18 protein-coding genes are annotated in these 18,238 nt (G+C 38.6%); 9 read left to right on the top strand and 9 right to left on the bottom strand.

Annotated elements, in window-relative coordinates; all coding sequences use genetic code 11:
- The first annotated feature begins 4 nt into the window (after positions 1–4).
- From fdh3B to cobB, 4 genes are all read left to right on the top strand, one after another.
- Entirely contained in the window at positions 5–622 is a 618-nt protein-coding gene (gene fdh3B, locus C9J46_RS09245; protein ID WP_005367779.1) for a formate dehydrogenase FDH3 subunit beta, read from the top strand.
- Positions 623–717: 95 nt separating this feature from the next.
- Positions 718–1,788 carry a formate dehydrogenase subunit gamma gene (locus C9J46_RS09240; RefSeq protein WP_107260310.1) on the top strand — a complete coding sequence of 357 codons (1,071 nt, stop codon included), beginning with the start codon at positions 718–720 and terminating at the stop codon, positions 1,786–1,788.
- 178 nt (positions 1,789–1,966) lie between these two features.
- Positions 1,967–2,473: a prepilin-type N-terminal cleavage/methylation domain-containing protein gene (locus tag C9J46_RS09235; RefSeq protein WP_107208204.1), complete on the top strand. Its 507-nt coding sequence runs from the start codon at positions 1,967–1,969 to the stop codon at positions 2,471–2,473.
- A gap of 143 nt (positions 2,474–2,616) precedes the next feature.
- Positions 2,617–3,330 carry a Sir2 family NAD+-dependent deacetylase gene (gene cobB, locus C9J46_RS09230; RefSeq protein ID WP_107208205.1) on the top strand — a complete coding sequence of 238 codons (714 nt, stop codon included), beginning with the start codon at positions 2,617–2,619 and terminating at the stop codon, positions 3,328–3,330.
- Between the two features lie 65 nt (positions 3,331–3,395).
- Here the strand turns inward: cobB and C9J46_RS09225 are convergent, their stop codons facing one another.
- The 6 genes from C9J46_RS09225 to potA all read right to left on the bottom strand — a co-directional run bounded on the left by C9J46_RS09225 (position 3,396) and on the right by potA (position 9,345).
- Positions 3,396–3,842 (bottom strand): glycine zipper family protein, encoded by a 447-nt coding sequence (locus C9J46_RS09225; RefSeq protein WP_107287402.1) that lies wholly within the window; start codon positions 3,840–3,842, stop codon positions 3,396–3,398.
- A gap of 191 nt (positions 3,843–4,033) precedes the next feature.
- Positions 4,034–5,089, bottom strand: a complete 1,056-nt coding sequence (potD, locus tag C9J46_RS09220) for a spermidine/putrescine ABC transporter substrate-binding protein PotD (protein ID WP_107208207.1) — start codon at positions 5,087–5,089, stop codon at positions 4,034–4,036.
- Between the two features lie 304 nt (positions 5,090–5,393).
- A complete protein-coding gene (locus tag C9J46_RS09215; RefSeq protein ID WP_107208208.1) occupies positions 5,394–6,431 on the bottom strand; it encodes an extracellular solute-binding protein in 1,038 nt (345 codons plus the stop codon).
- Between the two features lie 184 nt (positions 6,432–6,615).
- Complete coding sequence (potC, locus tag C9J46_RS09210) at positions 6,616–7,386, bottom strand: spermidine/putrescine ABC transporter permease PotC (protein ID WP_045084112.1); 771 nt, start codon at positions 7,384–7,386, stop codon at positions 6,616–6,618.
- Positions 7,386–8,243, bottom strand: coding sequence for a spermidine/putrescine ABC transporter permease PotB (gene potB, locus C9J46_RS09205; protein WP_045128969.1), 858 nt, complete (start codon positions 8,241–8,243; stop codon positions 7,386–7,388). Before potB ends, potC begins: the two co-directional genes overlap by 1 nt.
- On the bottom strand, positions 8,227–9,345 hold the full coding sequence (potA, locus tag C9J46_RS09200) for a spermidine/putrescine ABC transporter ATP-binding protein PotA (protein ID WP_045129697.1): 1,119 nt from the start codon (positions 9,343–9,345) through the stop codon (positions 8,227–8,229). The genes potB and potA overlap by 17 nt, the downstream gene beginning before the upstream one ends.
- A gap of 443 nt (positions 9,346–9,788) precedes the next feature.
- Here potA and C9J46_RS09195 point away from each other — a divergent pair, with 443 nt between their 5' ends.
- Positions 9,789–10,619, top strand: a complete 831-nt coding sequence (locus C9J46_RS09195) for a hypothetical protein (protein ID WP_107208209.1) — start codon at positions 9,789–9,791, stop codon at positions 10,617–10,619.
- Positions 10,620–10,884: 265 nt separating this feature from the next.
- Positions 10,885–12,114: a peptidase T gene (gene pepT, locus C9J46_RS09190; protein ID WP_107208210.1), complete on the top strand. Its 1,230-nt coding sequence runs from the start codon at positions 10,885–10,887 to the stop codon at positions 12,112–12,114.
- Positions 12,115–12,179: 65 nt separating this feature from the next.
- Here pepT and C9J46_RS09185 read toward each other — a convergent pair whose 3' ends face one another.
- Positions 12,180–12,425, bottom strand: a complete 246-nt coding sequence (locus C9J46_RS09185; RefSeq protein WP_107208211.1) for a hypothetical protein — start codon at positions 12,423–12,425, stop codon at positions 12,180–12,182.
- Between the two features lie 251 nt (positions 12,426–12,676).
- On the opposite strand from C9J46_RS09185, the gene C9J46_RS09180 reads away from it, so the two are divergent.
- Both C9J46_RS09180 and C9J46_RS09175 read left to right on the top strand, forming a co-directional pair.
- Positions 12,677–13,276 (top strand): sugar O-acetyltransferase, encoded by a 600-nt coding sequence (locus C9J46_RS09180; RefSeq protein WP_107287401.1) that lies wholly within the window; start codon positions 12,677–12,679, stop codon positions 13,274–13,276.
- A 75-nt stretch (positions 13,277–13,351) separates the two neighbouring features.
- Complete coding sequence (locus C9J46_RS09175; RefSeq protein WP_107290800.1) at positions 13,352–14,146, top strand: Cof-type HAD-IIB family hydrolase; 795 nt, start codon at positions 13,352–13,354, stop codon at positions 14,144–14,146.
- Positions 14,147–14,211: 65 nt separating this feature from the next.
- Here the strand turns inward: C9J46_RS09175 and C9J46_RS09170 are convergent, their stop codons facing one another.
- Positions 14,212–14,883 carry a flavin reductase family protein gene (locus C9J46_RS09170; protein WP_107290799.1) on the bottom strand — a complete coding sequence of 224 codons (672 nt, stop codon included), beginning with the start codon at positions 14,881–14,883 and terminating at the stop codon, positions 14,212–14,214.
- 164 nt (positions 14,884–15,047) lie between these two features.
- A complete protein-coding gene (locus C9J46_RS09165; protein ID WP_107246641.1) occupies positions 15,048–16,532 on the bottom strand; it encodes a carboxypeptidase M32 in 1,485 nt (494 codons plus the stop codon).
- Between the two features lie 357 nt (positions 16,533–16,889).
- Here C9J46_RS09165 and C9J46_RS09160 point away from each other — a divergent pair, with 357 nt between their 5' ends.
- A complete protein-coding gene (locus tag C9J46_RS09160) occupies positions 16,890–18,065 on the top strand; it encodes a D-alanyl-D-alanine carboxypeptidase family protein (protein WP_107208216.1) in 1,176 nt (391 codons plus the stop codon).
- Positions 18,066–18,238 lie beyond the last annotated feature (173 nt).

Here is an 18,238-nt window from a genome sequence, read left to right as displayed (position 1 = left end):
TCAAATGGCACGTATGAAATTTCTTTGTGACTCTAAGCGTTGTATTGAATGCAATGGTTGTGTGACAGCTTGTAAAAATGCTAATTCAGAAGCCGTAGGCTGGGGTATTCAACGTCGTCGCGTTGTGACACTAAACGATGGTCTACCAGGTGAAACCTCTATTTCTGTTGCTTGTATGCACTGTAGTGATGCGCCTTGTATGGCGGTTTGTCCGGCAGATTGTTTTAGTCAAACAGAAGATGGCATCGTTCAGCACGATAAAGATCTTTGTATTGGTTGTGGTTACTGTCTATTTGCTTGTCCATTTGGAGCGCCTCAGTTCCCTAAACAGGAAGCGTTCGCAGAGCGTGGCAAAATGGATAAATGTACTTATTGTTCTGGCGGTCCAAATACTGAACCTGGTTCAGAAAAAGAGCGTGTACTTTACGGCGCAAACCGTATTGCAGAAGGTAAGTTACCAATGTGTGCATCTATGTGTTCGACTAAATCACTACTTGCAGGTGATGCTGAGAAGATTTCTGAAATCTTCAGCAAGCGTGTTGTTGCTCGTGGTGCAAAAGATGCAGGTTGGGCAAGTACTGAAGATCTAGCGTACGACGCAGCAAAAGTTCGTAAAGCGTAATTGTCTTTATTTGGGCTCAACATAAGTGTTGAGCCTAAATATTAGATCTCGGATGTAACAAAATATCTGTTCAAATTGAGCAGGCAGGAGCTTTAATGACTAAGCGAATTCAACGCTGGTTAACGGTATTCGTTACCGCATTAATGGTTGCGTTTTCTGTCCAAGTGATGGCAAACGAAGCCACTACATCAACCAGTAGCGAGCAACTTGGCGAATCTGTGGTAAAAAAAGAAGTCATAGGTTTTGCAGGTGCTGATTATTGGCGAGCGGTCAAGGATGGCGAAAAAGGGTATACCACATCGGGTTGGCCTGAGCATGATGTGTTGATCAGTGTGCCTGGTCAAACATGGTATATCTTAAAAGAAAAGTGGATGTCACCACTTGGCGCGATGGCTATTTTTGGCAGCCTTGTGATGGTAACACTAGCCTACTTTGTGGTAGGCCCTCTTAAATTAAGTAAGCCTAAAACAGGTCGTAAAATTCAGCGTTGGAGCCGGATGGATCGTGCTTTACACTGGAGTTTGGCATTCACATTTTTAACGTTAGGTTTTAGCGGTTTAGCTCTTGTTTACGGTAAACATTTTATTAAACCTATCGTCCCAACAGAAGTGTGGGGCTGGATCATTTATGCCGCGAAACAATACCATAACTATATGGGGCCATTATTTGCAATCATTCTTCTTTTAGTGGTCGTTAAATGGTGGCGTAAGAGTATCTTCAATAAAGTTGATATTGATTGGTTTAAAAAAATGGGTGGTATGGTGGGCAAACATAAAGGCTCACACCCTAAAGCTGGTTTCTCAAATGGTGGTGAAAAAGCACTGTTCTGGCTACTTGCCTTCTTTGGTGTATTCATTGTCGTGAGTGGTTTTGTTTTAGATTTTCCAATTTTCGACCAAACGCGTCGACACATGGAATTATCAAATCTCGTACACATGATTTCAGCACTTATTCTGATCTGTGGCTTTATTTTCCACATCTATATTGGTTTGTTCGGTATGGAAGCGGGTCTTGACGGCATGGTAACTGGTGAAGTGGATGAAACGTGGGCGCGTGAACACCACAGCGAATGGTTTGAAGAAGTAAAAGATCTGCCTGAAAACCAACCAGGATACAGTGAATCACAGCAGCATGAAGCGAAGAGTAAACCTTCGTCTAATGCATAATCATAGTTAGTGATTTTTAAAACCGACATTCGTGTCGGTTTTTTTATACCTAAAATTCGAGCTTAATGTTTTTTTTTGTTACTTATAGCTATTCATTCATCCTGTTAAGTTTTTGTACAATAAAGTAAAATACTACTGCCAATAATATCAATAATAAAACATTAAAAAGGATTAATTGATGAGGAATAAAGCAGGATTTACCCTGATTGAAGTTGTTATTGTTATCGTCATTCTCGGTATCCTTGCTGTTACTGCGGCTCCTAAATTCCTCAATATTTCTTCAGATACGTATCGCGCCAAGCTACATGAGCTTAAAGGATCTATGACTGAAATATCTCGGATTATCTACGGAAAAGCTGTAATACAAGGCGATGAAAATGATATTACCGGCCGTAAAAAGGTAGAGGGGATCGCTATCTGGAATGGTTACCCGAAAGCAATATACGTCGGTATTGGTTTAACGATTGTGGATTTTAATAAAAACTGGGCATTTAACCAAGATAAGACGGGTTCTAATTCACATAATGGTGGTGAGCGTGTTTTTGTTGCGACTTTTCTCAAAAAACTGGATAGAAAAGACAAAGATGATGTTAATAAAATCAAAGCGACCAATTGTTATTTAAGTTACAAAGAAAATAACACTGGGGGCGAACCTATTATTACAATTATTGATTCAGGTTGCTGATCTAACTGTGATACTGAAAAGTTTATTTACACGGTTTTGTAGGGTGAAATCACGCATAATTAAGAACCTAGATTGTTAGGGTTAAATTCTTTGTATTTCAGTGCTATAAAGGCAGTATAAATACTGAAATAAAGGATGTTCATATGCTTTTTCCCTATAAAAATATCGTTGTACTTACGGGTGCAGGTATCTCGGCTGAATCGGGCATCCGAACTTTCCGTGCCGCTGATGGTTTATGGGAAGAACATCGTGTTGAAGATGTTGCAACACCAGAAGGCTATTTACGTGACCCTGAGCTTGTGCAACGCTTTTATAATGCGCGTCGAGCCCAAATCGAGAATGGCTCTGTAGCGCCTAATGCTGCACATATTGCACTTGCTAAACTTGAACAAGAATTAGATGGTAACGTGACTATTGTTACGCAAAATATTGATAATTTGCATGAGAGAGCAGGAAGTAAAAATGTCATTCATATGCATGGAGAGTTATTAAAAGCACGATGCTGTGAATCAGGACAAACAATTGAATGGCATGGTGACTTAACGACCTGTGATCATTGTCATTGTTGTCAAATTCCTGCACCGATGCGTCCTGATATTGTATGGTTCGGTGAGATGCCAATTGGAATGGATAGAATTCATGATGCCATTGTGAAGGCGGATTTATTCATTTCTATTGGTACTTCTGGCAATGTATATCCAGCAGCTGGATTTGTACATGAAGCTGCTTTGCAGGGCGCTCATACGATTGAATTAAATCTTGAACCAAGTAACGTAGAAAATGAATTTGAAGAAAAACGTTATGGTAAAGCTTCTGAATTAGTACCTGCTTATGTAGACGAAATATTATCTGCTTAATAAAAAGCCTCAAGTTTGAGGCTTTTTTATTATAAGAACAAAAGGTGAGCATGTTTTTCGATTAATTAAGATATATCGTAAACGTGATAACCTTTTTGTAATAAGCATTGGCGAAGAACGGATGACTTTTTATGTTTTTCATCTTTAGATGCTTCATTAGAGCCGGCTACGTATCCGCCAGCTGCACCAACAACAGCACCTAATGCAGTTACAACTCCTGGGTGTTTTATCGTATCGTAATTATCCGAATCGTAAGCGCCTGCACCAAACGCTGTAGCACCTGCTAGAGTGCCAATTACTACATCTCTCTTTTTTGTTGCTGACGTCATTTCAGGTGTTGAAACACTATCAGCAAAATGGTTGCAGTAATCATAATCTTTTTGATATTGAGCAGTAACAACACCATTCATGTCAACGACGAGTTCTTTATCGACTGGTGTCATCGGGGCGCTACAAGCCGAAAGGGTTGAAACGAATAAAACGGGGATTAGCGCTTTAAATTTTGTAGACATTATAACCTTATAACTTACATCTAAAATGGTTGTTATAGCTTATATAGAAATTCTGAATCAAAACTGTATGAGTAAATTGTCATAATTATTGAATGGTTATATGATTTTATTAGGTTATAGATAACCGTCTGACTCAAATAAAAAAACCGAGCATTTAGCTCGGTTTTTTTGCATTTAACGATGAGTGGCTATTATTCACCAGCTTTTAGTTTTTGGAAGTATTCTTCGTAAACTTCAGTCATAGGACCAACGCTGTTCTGCCATTCACCTGCATCCATTACAGATTGTGGTGGGTAGATGCTTGGATCGTTAACAAAATCTGCTGGAAGCAGTTTCTTAGCGGCAGCAACTGGTGTTGGGTAACCAATTTGTAGTGCGATCTTCGCAGCGATGTCTGGACGAAGTAGGAAGTTGATCATCTTGTATGCATTGTCGATGTTCTTCGCATTCTTAGGAATAGAGATGTTATCCATCCAGAAGATTGCGCCTTCTTTTGGCCATACGATGTCGATTGGAGCGCCATCTTTACGTGCCATGTAAGCAGAACCATTCCAAAGCATACCGAGTGATGTTTCACCAGCCATGTATGGGTTAGCAGGGTAGTCTGAGTTAAATACTAATACGTTTGGCATTAGTTTCTTCAACTCTTCATATGCTGCTTTGATTTGCTTAGGATCTTCAGTGTTACCAGAGTAACCAAGTTTACGAAGCGCTACGTGGAATACTTCACGTGCATCATCCATCATCATTAGCTGACCTTGCCATTTAGGATCCCATAGGTCTGCCCAGCTAGTGATTTTAGACTTGTCGATCATGTCTGTGTTAACACCGATACCCGTTGCTCCCCAAATGTATGGAATAGAGTAGTCGTTGTTAGGATCAAAAGGTTTATTTAAAAAGTTAGGATCTAGACCTGCGAAGTTTGGAATTTTAGAATGGTCGATTTTTTGAAGCATACCTTCATTACGCATTTTAGCTACATAATAAGTAGAAGGAACAACAAGGTCGTAACCTTTATCGTAGGTCTTTAGCTTGGCGTACATCGTCTCATTCGACTCGTAAGTCGAATAAATAACTTTAATGCCTGTTTCTTTTGTGAACTCTTCTAAAACATCTGATGGGATGTATTCAGACCAGTTGTAAAAGTACAGCTCATTAGATTTATTGCTATCATCGGCAGTCGCAACGTTCGAAAACATTGACATTGCACATGCAGCACCGGCCATTAATAAAGACCATTTTTTCATTGTGTTAGCTCCTAACTAAACAGGATATCGAGAGTGTTCTCTAGCGGTATTGACCGCTTCTCCTAATTGGTTGTCGACGCATGATACATGCAGAAACAGATGTTGATTATAAAACAGAGTTATTATAGCAGAGATTATTCGTCGAGCGCATCACAAAACAAGAGTAATTTGTCTGTTAAATTCCGCTATCATATTGATAAATAACAAACATGATAAGTAAAACCTTAGAAAATAACACAACTAACCATGTTTATTAATAAATAACAAATATAAAAAAAGCTGCCATTGGCAGCTTTTGTTTTACTTATTGATCCGCTTTTAATTCAAGGAAATAATTTTCGTAGCGGATATTCATGTCACCAACTGAATCTTGCCACTCACCACGATCAAGATCTTCTTGTGGTGGGAATAGAGTTGGGTCATCTTTATATTTAGCGTTAGATTTTTCTACTGCCGTGAGGTAGCCGGTTTGCTCTGAAATTTGAGCGGCAATATCTGGGCGTAGTAGGAAGTCGATCATCTTATGTGCTGCTTCTACATTCTTCGCGTTTCTAGCTATTGCTAAACTATCAACCCAGAAAATACCGCCTTCTTTTGGCCAAACAAGTTTAATTGGTAAACCTTCTTTTTGTGCTGCTGCTGCCGAGCCATTCCACAACATACCTAGACCCACATCACCCGCTAGGTAGGGCGCTGCAGGGTTATCTGAGTTAAATACCAGTACGTTTGGCATGAGTTTCTCAAGCTCTGCTTTCGCTTCGTCAATTTCTTTTGGGTTGGTAGTGTTGCCAGAGTAACCTAGCTTACGTAATGCAATATGGAAGACTTCACGGGTGTCGTCCATTAGCATTAATTGACCTTTAAGGTCAGGATTCCATAAGTCTGCCCAGCTGTCGAAATCTTCTGGGTCGTACATATCAGTATTAACCGCAAGACCTGTCATTGCGATTACGTGTGGAATTGAGTAATCGTTATTTGGATCAAAAGGTTTATCTAAGTAGTTCTTATCAAGCTCAGTAAAGTTCGATAGCTTTGATTTATCAATTTTTTGCAACATACCTTCGTCGCGCATTTTCGCAACAAAGTAAGTTGATGGCACAACCAGATCGTAACCTGTAGGGTGGGCACGAAGTTTTGCATACATGGTTTCATTCGACTCGTAAGTCGAGTAGATCACTTTAATACCTGTCTCTTTCGTGAATTGTTCACGAAGCTCAGTAGAGATATACGGCCCCCAGTTCATAAATACTAACTGTTTGTCTTTCTCTTCTTCTGAAGCAAAAGCATTAAAACTTGCTGAAAGTAGGGCTGTACTAATAACAAGAGATGACCATTTTTTCATTCGAGTGTCTTCGTAGTGAATGCGATAAAAAGTGGCCGAAATTTAGAGCAAGTTTCCGTTTTTAGATAGCAAAAAAGTGTTTGAAAATGTTACAGGAGAATATATTTAAAGGTCATTGAATAATATGTAAAAAAAATGGCTAACTGAATACAGTTAGCCATTTAGCATTAGCTGTTGTTGATGCTTACTTTATTTTGTCTCGAGCCAGTAATTGTGAGCAAATAACCAGAACAAGAGAAACTATCAACATCACTGTCGCTAGGGCGTTCACCTCAGGTGAAATACCGACTTTAACCATTGAGTAAATCTTCAATGGTAAGATTTCGTAAGTTGGACCCGTTACGAACGAGCTTACAATTACATCATCTAGCGATAGGGTGAAGCTTAATAACCAACCTGCAGCAACTGCGGGTTTTGCCAATGGTAGGATAATCTGCTTTAAGATAACCCACTCACTAGCGCCCAAGTCACGTGCTGCTTCAAGCATTTTCACATCAAAGCCTTTTAATCGGCTGTAAACTGTTACAACAACAAAAGGTAAACAGAATGTGATATGAGAAAGCAATAGCGTTAAGAAGCCTAAGTTCGCACCCAATAGTAAGAACAGTGCAAGTAGCGAGATTGCCATTACGATGTCTGGAGACATCATAACGAGAAATAGCATACCTGATACAAACTTCTTACCTTTAAAGTTATAACGAAATAAAGCAACAGCCGTTAAACTACCAATTAGGGATGCTGCTGTTGCAGAGAACACAGCGATAGTGATCGAGTGTCCTGCCGCTTGCATTAAACTGTCATTGTTAACCAGTTGCTCATACCATTTAGTGGTAAAGCCACCCCATTTCATACCGAATTTGCTTTCGTTGAATGAGTTAACAATCAGGATAATGATAGGGGTATATAAAAATGCATATACCACCGACATAAAGCTAAATTTAAACAAGCGTCCCATTATTCAAGCTCCACTTTTTTGTTCAGCAACTTACCTGCACGGTAGTAGGCATACAGCATAATTGCCATTGCTAACGTAAGGGCAATACTTGTTGCAGAACCAAATGGCCAATCTCGCGCGTTTAAAACCTGGCTCTTAATAACATTACCAATCAGTAAGTTCTTCGCGCCGCCTAAAAGGTCGGAAACGTAGAACATACCCAAAGCAGGCAGTAATACCAATAAGCAACCTGCAATAACACCAGGCATGGTTAGTGGGAAGATCACTTTAATAAAGGTTTGAACCTTATTTGCGCCCAAGTCGCGAGCTGCTTCAATGTAGTTATTATCAAGCTTTTCGATAGCGGAGTAGAGTGGTAGCACCATAAATGGTAGCAAGATATACACTAAACCGATCATTACTGCGTACTCGGTGTACATAATACGCAGTGGCTTATCGATAATATCGAGGTACATTAATGTGTTATTTAAAATACCACGCGTACCCAACATCAGTTTAAGGCCATATGTACGAATTAGAGAGTTAGTCCAAAATGGTACGATAACCAAAAACAGCATAAATGGACGCCATTTCTCTGGCATTTTTGCAATGGCATAAGCAAAAGGGTAACCAATTACTAAACACAGAATGGTTGCTGTGATTGCCATGTAAAAAGAGTGCCAAAGTACTTTTGCGTACAGTGGATCAAACAGTCTTTCATAGTTATCAAACGTAAAGACCATTTTGATTAGATTTGCATCATCACGCGTTAGGAAACTCGTTCCTATAATCATTAAGTTAGGTACAAATACAAACAGTACTAACCAACTAACAACTAACGCGATAATGAAATTCTGTAAATTAAACTTCTTGCTCATCAGCGAGTACCACTTCCCAACTTTCAATCCAAGTAATGGCAACTTTTTGGTCAAGAGAGTGGTCTACGTCAGGGTCATCTTCGTTGAAGAATTCGCTAACCATCACAGACTTGCCAGACTCTAACTGCACCACAGAATCCAATGTCATACCTTTATAGGTACGTTCACGAACATAACCCACGATGCCGTTAGTTTCGTCACCGTTATGGATCTCTTCGATAAGAATGTCTTCAGGTCGAAGTAATACTTTAACCTTATCACCAACATTCACATCTAAATCACAGTGGATCAATGAGTGGCGACCTTCAACATCAGCCATGATACGTTTTTCGTCTAAACGCTCTTTAACTGTTGCATCAAATACGTTGATTTCACCGATAAAGTGGGCAACAAATAAATTCGTTGGTTCTTCATAAATTTCACGAGGTGAACCATCTTGCTCAACGTGACCATCGCGCATAACAATGATGCGATCAGACATAGATAAGGCTTCTTCTTGATCGTGTGTTACGAAAATAAAGGTAATGCCTAACTTACGCTGTAGTTGTTTCAACTCAAGCTGCATCTGTTTACGTAATTTGTAATCAAGTGCAGACAGTGATTCATCAAGTAAAAGAACTTTTGGTTTGTTTACAACCGCACGAGCAATCGCAACACGTTGTTGCTGACCACCGGACAGTTGATGAGGTTTACGAGGGGCAAACTTTTCAAGTTGCACCATACGCAATGCTTCCATTACACGCGGCTCAATATCGCTCGCGGGTACTTTTTGCATGCGTAAACCAAACGCGACGTTCTCAAACACTGTCATATGTGGGAACAGTGCGTAACTCTGAAACACCGTGTTTACTAGACGTTGTTCAGCAGGAATGTCTGTAACATCTTTGCCATCAATGGTGATCTGCCCATCATCGGCAGTTTCAAATCCAGCAATTAGACGAAGTACTGTGGTTTTACCACAGCCTGATGGACCTAGAATGGTTAGAAACTCACCATTGTTTACGTTTAGGTCCAAACCTGAAATGATCTGCTTACCGTCAAAGCTTTTGCTAAGACCCTTCAGCTGAATGACAGGTTTCTGAGATGTTTTTTCAGCGTTCAATTCTACGTTATCTCCACCTGGGATTATTTGGTTAAATCCCAACATTTTGGCTTTAAAATAAAGGGCGCATGATAGACCTGTAGTCTTTCAAATTAAAGCGTTTTTTCACTAATTTTAATGCAAAGATGTAATATTTTTCATCGTTAAGTAGTGAAATCCCTTATATGGTGTCAGTCACTTTATCGATTTTATAAACAATCTTTTACTAACATGTCGGTAATATGATTATTCAAAAAACTATCGTTATAATAAAAAACCTTATTACAGCTTAGTCTTAATAGTCGATCTTTAAATGAAAGACGATTTTATTATCAGCTTTTTTGACTTTTTTGCATGAAAAACACACAAATTAGTCAGCTTGACTGTTTTTTTATCTTAGAAATGTTTTTGTCTTACCCTCTCTGAAGTACAATGCCGCCATTACACCAATAACTGACATGAGTATGAAAGAGCCAATTAATCGAAGCTTCCACATTGGTGGGTCTATTGAAAAAGCATTGAAGGGGGAAGTGGAGCTACAACCCGTCACTGTTTTAGTTGAAGCATGGAAAATCACAGGGAAGAACATTTTTAGCTTTTTGCCTGCCGTAATTTGCTTGTTTCTTGCGCAAGTTGCATTATTACTTTTAGGGCTTGAAGTTCAATTAGGTAGCCCAACGGTTTTTTTTGATGCTTTCATTACAGGGCAGGGATTTACCGCTGAAATACTAAAAGCGGGCTTTATGGCTAATTTTTGGTCTGATGTGCTTATTGCGCCACTCTATGCAGGGGTTAGCCTAATGGCATTAAACCATGCGGTTGGTTTACCAACCAAGCCAAGCCAGATCGTTAAAGGGTTTTCTTTTACCCTTGTTTCATTAATTACCATGTTACTGCTTTCTTCTATTCAAGGACTAGGTAGCAGTGTTTTCCCATTAATTGGCTTATTCCTAACAATGGCATTAAGCATGGCTATTTTATTAGTGTGCGAAAAGAAAGTATCACCAATAAAAGCGATTCAATACTCTTTCATGGCAACGATCCGTAAAGTATTGCCAATGACGGCTATCTATATTGTGATCATGCTAATGTTCTTTATCTCGATTGCTACTGCAGGTATCGGATTGATTTGGACATTACCTTTCTTCTTTAACGTGAAAGGGATTATTTATCGCAATATGTTTGGCGTAACATTACAAGTTACTTCTGTGGCAAAAAGTGATGATGAGCAACCTCCACAAGATGGCGGTGAGCCACCAGTTGATAAGATAGATAAAGATGTCTTTAATGCGTAAAGCATAAGTTTAAAAAAAAGCTCCTAGGTTAGGGGCTTTTTTATTATTTGAATAACACCCTAACGCACTATAACTTTATATTTGATTGATAAAATAACAAACAGTAACTAATAAAAATCATGATTCAATCATTTTAAAAGCTTTAATAGGGCATATTGGCCTAAATACCCGTCTATTCATATTAAAACTGATACATCGCAAAAATAGTAATTAACTTATCCGTCATAATTTATTACGCAAATAAATAAGCTATGTAAGGTTAATGATGGATAAGTTACTTGAACGTTTTTTACGATATGTTCGCATCGAAACACAATCTGATGGTGATGTTGCATCATGTCCGAGTACTGCAGGGCAATTTAACCTTGCACAACAACTAAAATCTGAAATGGAAGAGTTGGGTTTATCTGATATTTCATTAGATGAACATTGCTATTTAATGGCACGTCTTCCTTCAAATGTTTCTGCTGATATTCCAGCTATTGGTTTTATTGCTCACATGGATACAGCACCTGATGCTTCAGGTCTAAATGTTAAACCACAAATTGTAGAAAACTATCAAGGTGGTGATATTGCATTAGGCATTGGTGATGAAGTGCTATCTCCCATTCAATATCCCGACTTAAATAAGTTACACGGTCACAATATTATCACTACCGATGGTACAACACTGCTAGGTGCGGATAATAAGGCCGGGGTTGCTGAAATCATGACTGCCATTGCGTATCTTGTGGCACACCCTGAAATTAAACATGGTGATATTTGTATTGGTTTTACACCTGATGAGGAAATCGGACGTGGGGCTGATCTCTTTGATGTTGAGAAGTTCAATGCACAATGGGCTTACACCATAGATGGTGGACCTATAGGTGAATTAGAGTTTGAAAACTTTAATGCAACCTCTGCTGATGTGATTTGTCATGGAACCAATGTTCACCCTGGAACTGCGAAAGGTAAGATGGTGAACTCAATGAACATTGCCGCGCAGTTTCAGTTAATGATGCCCAGCAATGAAACGCCAGAAGCGACAGAAGGGTATGAAGGTTTCTACCATTTAAAATCAATGAAACCATCTGTCGCTAAAACAGAGTTAGGTTATATCATTCGTGATTTTAGCCGTGAAGGGCAAGAACAACGTAAAGCCTTTATGCAGCAGAAAGTTGATGAACTAAATCTACAACTTGAAAAAGGGCGTGTAGAGTTAGTGTTAACCGATTCATATTTCAATATGCGTGAAATGGTAGAGCCATATCCACATATCATTGAATTAGCGAAATCAGCAATGATTGAATGCGATGTACAGCCAGAGATCAAACCGATTAGAGGTGGTACAGACGGCGCGCGTTTATCATTTAAAGGATTACCATGCCCGAATATCTTTACTGGCGGATATAATTTTCATGGTATTCATGAGTTTATTACTGTCGAAGGGATGGAAAAGGCAGTAAATGTGATTATAAAACTGGTTGAAAAAACAACAGAAAAATATAGCTAATGCGTTGTAGCTAATTAAAGCCCCTAACATGTTTTAAATCATAATAAACATGTTAGGGGGTTTTGTTATTCGTGATCTGTGCCTTTAAGTATTTCGTTTAGCTTTTTCAAAATAGTATGAACGGCGTGTCCTTTTGTGACTTCACCACCTTGCTCAACTTCAATTTTCTTTTTACCGTATAAGCCGGTTTCTTCTTCAGCGATATGAAGCCAGTCTGGATGCCAGTAAAAAGATTGACCGCCATCTGTGATCCAATTATGTACACCACAATTTTCACCACGGTAGTTAAGATCTTTAGCTTGGTAAGCCATACTTTATCCTTTGTTTTATAGTCAGTTATGTCAGAACAATATAGAAAATCAGAATACTAAACCGTGATCTAAGTATAATATTTATAGTGAATGTAACCAATTATTAATATAAATAATGGGATTAGATTCTCACGTTTCGTTCTGACTAACTGTATTTGTGATGAGCTTTTGAATCTCATTACAGCAGTCTTCCCAACCCAAATTGTCAGTATTATTCTAGCGTTATTATTAATGTCTTAATAAGGGCAACGATGGACAACCTCGAACAAGTTCATAGTCAAAAAGTCTACTTTTGTACCGATGAAGCGTTAGCAAATGCACAAGTACAATGTTTGGAAGTGCTGTATGACTTTAATCAAACTCGACCTTCTGAATATGATAAGCGCCAAGCTATCATGAAAGATTTGTTTGCTGCTGTGGGTGAGAATTGCTACATCGAGCCACCGCTACGTGCTAATTGGGGAATCAATACACATATAGGCAATAACGTTTACGCTAATTTTAATCTTACCTTGGTTGATGATACCCATATCTATATTGGTGACAGTGTCATGATCGGACCTAATGTCACTATTGCAACAGCAGGTCATCCTATCGACCCTGATCTTCGTCGCGATGTGGCCCAATTTAATATTCCAGTGACGATTGGAAATAATGTCTGGTTAGGTGCACATGTGGTGGTTTTACCGGGTGTGACAATAGGTGAGAATACGGTGATTGGTGCGGGTAGTATTGTTACCAAAGATATTCCTGCCAATGTGGTTGCAGTCGGTAACCCTTGCCGAATATTAAGACCGATTACTGAGCACGATAAAGAGTATTACTATAAGAACCGCCGGATTCATGAGTAATTATTTCTATTCATTTACAATGATTGCTCTCTAACAGGTAAAATAGTGTGATAAACACTCAGTGGTAAAGGTTATATGACAGCTTCAATTAAATTTATTGCAACAGACATGGATGGCACGCTGCTTTGTGAAAAAAAGCAATTACCATCGGATTTTTATGATGTATTCAACCAACTACAGCAAAAGAATGTGCTATTTGCTGCGGCATCAGGGCGTCAATATCAAAGCCTAGTGAATACATTTGCTCCAATTAAAGATGATATGATCTTTATTGCTGAGAACGGTACATTAGTAATGTATCAAGGAAAAGAGTTGTATAGCTCAACTATCCCAACCAATGAAATTCACGATATTCTTAAAACTGTTAAGCAAGTACAGGACTGTGACATTGTGTTATGTGGTAAGAATGCAGCCTATACCGAAGCCACCAGCGAACAAGCTTTAGATGAAATTCGTAAGTATTACCATAATCTTGAGTTAGTTGATGATTTACTGGCTGTTGATGATGAGTTTATTAAAGTCGCGGTTTTAAATTTCAATGGTACAGAAGAGCATGTTTATCCAGTGCTATCACCGCAATTTGGTGGCACTCATCAAGTGGTCGTAAGTGCGAAGATTTGGCTTGATTTAATGCATAAAACAGCGTCAAAAGGCGCCGCAATAAAGTACTTACAAAAAGAATTCAGTTTTACGTTCGAGGAGAGTATGAGCTTTGGTGATTTCTTCAATGATGTAGAAATGCTTAAAGAAACTTACCATAGCTATGCAATGGACAATGCCCATCCTGAGATAAAAAAATTAGCTCGATTTGAAGCGCCGAGTAATAACGAACAGGGTGTAATGACGGTTATTAAGAAGACAATATTATAATCAGCATTTTAATCTAAAGTTATAAGCCTCAATATATTGTTTTAACAATCATTGAGGCTCTACTTTTACTCTTTAATAAAAAAAGCATTACCATCAATATCGAGTGGTACGATAGGTTTATCGGGTTTTGCGTAACTTAAACGTCCAACACTTTGCGTTACGTGGTAGTTATCGAGTCCAGAAAGCGTCATTAAGTCTAGGCTTTCAATATTGATATAGCCATCTTTTCGTAGTGCGTATTTAGGTAAAATCACTCGCTCAATTTCTCCAATAATCATATATGTACCATTAGATGGAATAGGTATGATTTCGACTAACCTTAAGCCTATTTTTATTGGGCTCTCTAATACAAATGGCGCATCAAAATGATTGTCATAGAAAGGGGTGAGACGCGTTTCATTAAATTCTGACACATCTTTAGGATAGCGAGCAGATGTTTGATGGGCTCGTTGGTAGAATTCCTCAGATACAGCGTTAATTGTGTATTGTTCGGTTTGCTGGATGTTTGTATAAGTGTGTCGTTCGACGGTGTTAGGACGTAATATAAAGCCTAATAATGCAGGTGATGATCCAAGATGGATAACAGAACTGAGAATGGATACATTTTCATTTCCATCTTTATCTGTCGTTCCTATAAGGTTGGCGCTTTTAAAACCTGGTAAAGAGTTTATTAATTGAACTCTTTGACGTTTTTCCATTGTGTGAATATCACGTGTTGATAATCGAATATTATCCATATATTACCTCAGGTTTCTAAACGTTAAGTTTTTTACGCCTAATGACTGAGTGTGGATCACCTTGATAATATGAATAATAAAGAAATGAAAGAGTTATAAAGCCATAGTGAGTTATGGTTAACTACTTAAAACACTATGGCTAATATTTAACCTGATTTAATGCATCACTGGTTATAACGAGCCATTAAATGCTGTTTAAAGAAACGAGGATTTAATGTTTCGCCTGTCGCTTGTTTTACTAATTCATCCGTTGAAAGTGTACATCCTTTTGACCAGATATTCGTTTCAAGCCATGTAAAAATAGGGGATAAATCACCTGATGTAATTGCAGCTTCAACATCTACTACTTTCTTCATTGCAGCCATGAATTGTGCGGCGTACATAGCACCCAGCGTATAAGATGGAAAATAACCAAAGCTACCATCTGTCCAGTGAATATCCTGCATACAGCCATCTTTGAAGTTACCTTTCGTATCAATACCAAGATAAGCTTGCATTTTTTGATCCCAAATTTCAGGAATATCGTCAACTTCGATTATCCCTTCAATAAGATCACGTTCAATTTCATAACGCAGAATTACGTGGGCTGGGTAAGTTACTTCGTCAGCATCAACACGGATAAAACCCGGTTTAACGCGAGTATTAATAGTGTTGAGGTTTTCAGCCGTCAGCGCACTATCGGTTTCACGGTTAAATGTTTTCTGTGCTAATGGCGCCAATTTTTTCGCAAAATCAATATTACGTGAAAGCTGCATTTCAAAAAACAGCGACTGACTTTCATGAATCCCCATTGAACGAGCTTGGCCTACAGGCAGATCTCGCCATTGATGTGGTAAACCTTGCTCATAACGTGCATGACCAGTTTCATGAATAACGCCCATTAAGGCTGATGTAAAGTCAGTTTCGTCATAACGCGTTGTAATACGTACATCGGTTGATACACCACCACAGAATGGGTGAGTACTGATATCTAACCGCCCATGATTAAAATCGAAGTTTAATAATTTCATGACGTCTAGACTAAGTGCGTTTTGCTCGGCAATCGGGAATGTTCCGGTTAAAGGCAATACGGCGTCATTCTTCTGCTTGTTTTGCACATCTTGAATAAGCTGCGGCAACCACGATTTTACATCAGCAAAAATACCGTCAAGAATTTCAGAAGTCATTCCTGGTTCGTAAAGATCGAGCAGGGCATCGTATAGACTTAATCCTGTTGCTTTAGAGCGAATAGCCGCTTCTTGACGTGCAAGTTTCACAACAGGAGCGAGGTTTTGTTTAAATCCTTCCCAGTCATTTTCTTTACGTTGGGTACGCCAAGCATGCTCACATTGTGAGCCTAATAAGGATTTTTGCTCCACTAGCTCGGCTGGTAAAATGTTATGCATCATCCATTGACGTTTTAACGCAGCAAGGCTGATACGTTCAGCATTAGATAATTGCTCTTTTTCTGCTTGTTCAAACCAATCAGCAAGATAACCAGCCGTTGATAATTCATGTGTAATAACCGCAAGTTCAGCCATTGCTTCCGAGCGAGCTTCAGCACCACCACTTGGCATCATTGCAGCTTGATCCCAACCACATATTGCGCTTAGATGACCTAAACGCGATAACTTACGAGCATGCTGTTCTAATTTTAGATAATAGCTCATTTCACATCCCTAATGTTTAGCTGTTAAAAACATCACTATATTATGTATTACTTATTGAATAGTCAGTAAAAAAGTACGAAAGGTTCATTAAAATAGGGAAAAATTTATAACAACGTGAGCAATAATAAAAAAACACGATAGAGGCAGTATTAAACGTTTATATTTTTTTTTATTAACGCTATAAATGTAAAGATGGCGTGCAAATCGTAAAACAGTGTTACAAAAGGAAGTTTTTCATATTGCAAACGCTATAATGGGCCTCAACTAATATACCTATTTGAACTATTTTACGAACTTATGATGTTGTAAATAGTTATATTAGATTGTTTATCGTATTTTTAAGGGATTTTGCCTCAAATGAAAAAGACATCACCGCTTTTTTCTCTCGTTGGTGTAACTGCGCTTTGTACTGTGTCGTTTTCATCATTAGCAGCACCTTCTGTTATTCCAGATGCACCGACATTAAGTGCAAAGGGTTATGTATTGATGGACTACAATACAGGCCAAGTATTAGTCGAGAAGAATGCTAACGAAAAATTAAACCCTGCAAGCTTGACGAAATTAATGACTAGTTATGTTGCTGGTCAGGAAATGCAACAAGGCAATATCAGTAAAGATGATATTGTTGTTATTAGCCGTAACGCATGGGCACGTAATTTCCCTGATTCTTCGAAAATGTTTATCGAAGTAGGGAGTGAAGTACCACTAATGGACTTGTTCCGTGGTTTGATTATTCAATCAGGTAACGATGCAAGTGTTGCACTTGCTGAACACGTAGCTGGCTCTGAGCAAGCATTTGTGGGTTTAATGAACTCATGGGCTAAAAAGCTAGGAATGAATGCTACACATTTTGCGAATCCTCATGGTTTAGATCACAGTGATCTTTATACTACACCGTATGATATTGCATTATTAGGCCAAGCGTTAATTCGCGACTTACCATCAATTTATCCGCTGTACAGTGAGAAATCATTTACATATAACAATATTACTCAACGCAACCGAAATGGTTTGTTATATGATAAAAGCATGAATGTTGATGGCATGAAAACCGGCTACACAAGCGGTGCAGGATATAGCTTAACAAGTTCTGCAACTGAAGGTGACATGCGTTTAATTGCGGTTGTGATGGGAACAAAAAGTACCAAAACCCGTGAAAGAGAAAGTAAAGCCTTACTAAATTACGGTTTCCGATTTTTTGAAACAGTAGTGCCACATAAAGCTGGCGATAAAATCTTATCTGAACGCGTATGGTTTGGTAATAAAGAGAACGTTGAGTTAGGTGTTGATAGTTCAAGCTATGTGACATTGTCACGTAACGACACCAAAAAATTGACAGCAAGCGTTGAGCTTAATGGTGAACTTGATGCACCGATCGAGAAAGGTGAAGTCGTCGGTAAGGTACTTTACTCTGTTGATGGTAAAGAAGTTGCGTCTCAACCACTTGTTGCATTAGATTCAGTTGAACAAGGCAGTATTTTCAGCCGCCTTGTTGATCATGTTAAAAAGTTCTTTGCTGGATTATTTAGTTAATTTAATCGCTTTTTAAGGTTAAAGACTCGTATACAAAGAAGCTCGGTTTTAGCCGAGCTTTTTTGTATCGATTTATCCAATGACGGTTTTCCGTAGTTTACTATTTCCTGTTGAGTCTAAAATCCGTATAATTCACGCCCTATAAATTCTTATCCAGCAATTCTACTGTCGGG

Origin of the sequence: Photobacterium sp. GB-36 (assembly GCF_003026135.1) — a bacterium.
Lineage (GTDB): Bacteria > Pseudomonadota > Gammaproteobacteria > Enterobacterales > Vibrionaceae > Photobacterium.
The sequence above is the reverse complement of the archived record's forward strand: the minus strand, read 5'-3'. Positions and strand labels throughout refer to the sequence as shown.

Bases quoted from the DNA above. Each gene is read 5' to 3' on its own strand.
- cobB (WP_107208205.1), top strand. From the start codon at position 2,617: ATGCTTTTTCCCTATAAAAATATCGTTGTACTTACGGGTGCAGGTATC.
- C9J46_RS09195 (WP_107208209.1), top strand. From the start codon at position 9,789: ATGAAAGAGCCAATTAATCGAAGCTTCCACATTGGTGGGTCTATTGAA.
- potC (WP_045084112.1), bottom strand. From the start codon at position 7,386: ATGGGACGCTTGTTTAAATTTAGCTTTATGTCGGTGGTATATGCATTT.
- C9J46_RS09235 (WP_107208204.1), top strand. From the start codon at position 1,967: ATGAGGAATAAAGCAGGATTTACCCTGATTGAAGTTGTTATTGTTATC.
- C9J46_RS09170 (WP_107290799.1), bottom strand. From the start codon at position 14,883: ATGGATAATATTCGATTATCAACACGTGATATTCACACAATGGAAAAA.
- potD (WP_107208207.1), bottom strand. From the start codon at position 5,089: ATGAAAAAATGGTCTTTATTAATGGCCGGTGCTGCATGTGCAATGTCA.
- C9J46_RS09215 (WP_107208208.1), bottom strand. From the start codon at position 6,431: ATGAAAAAATGGTCATCTCTTGTTATTAGTACAGCCCTACTTTCAGCA.
- C9J46_RS09180 (WP_107287401.1), top strand. From the start codon at position 12,677: ATGGACAACCTCGAACAAGTTCATAGTCAAAAAGTCTACTTTTGTACC.
- C9J46_RS09165 (WP_107246641.1), bottom strand. From the start codon at position 16,532: ATGAGCTATTATCTAAAATTAGAACAGCATGCTCGTAAGTTATCGCGT.
- potB (WP_045128969.1), bottom strand. From the start codon at position 8,243: ATGAGCAAGAAGTTTAATTTACAGAATTTCATTATCGCGTTAGTTGTT.
- C9J46_RS09185 (WP_107208211.1), bottom strand. From the start codon at position 12,425: ATGGCTTACCAAGCTAAAGATCTTAACTACCGTGGTGAAAATTGTGGT.
- pepT (WP_107208210.1), top strand. From the start codon at position 10,885: ATGGATAAGTTACTTGAACGTTTTTTACGATATGTTCGCATCGAAACA.
- fdh3B (WP_005367779.1), top strand. From the start codon at position 5: ATGGCACGTATGAAATTTCTTTGTGACTCTAAGCGTTGTATTGAATGC.
- C9J46_RS09160 (WP_107208216.1), top strand. From the start codon at position 16,890: ATGAAAAAGACATCACCGCTTTTTTCTCTCGTTGGTGTAACTGCGCTT.
- C9J46_RS09175 (WP_107290800.1), top strand. From the start codon at position 13,352: ATGACAGCTTCAATTAAATTTATTGCAACAGACATGGATGGCACGCTG.
- C9J46_RS09240 (WP_107260310.1), top strand. From the start codon at position 718: ATGACTAAGCGAATTCAACGCTGGTTAACGGTATTCGTTACCGCATTA.
- C9J46_RS09225 (WP_107287402.1), bottom strand. From the start codon at position 3,842: ATGTCTACAAAATTTAAAGCGCTAATCCCCGTTTTATTCGTTTCAACC.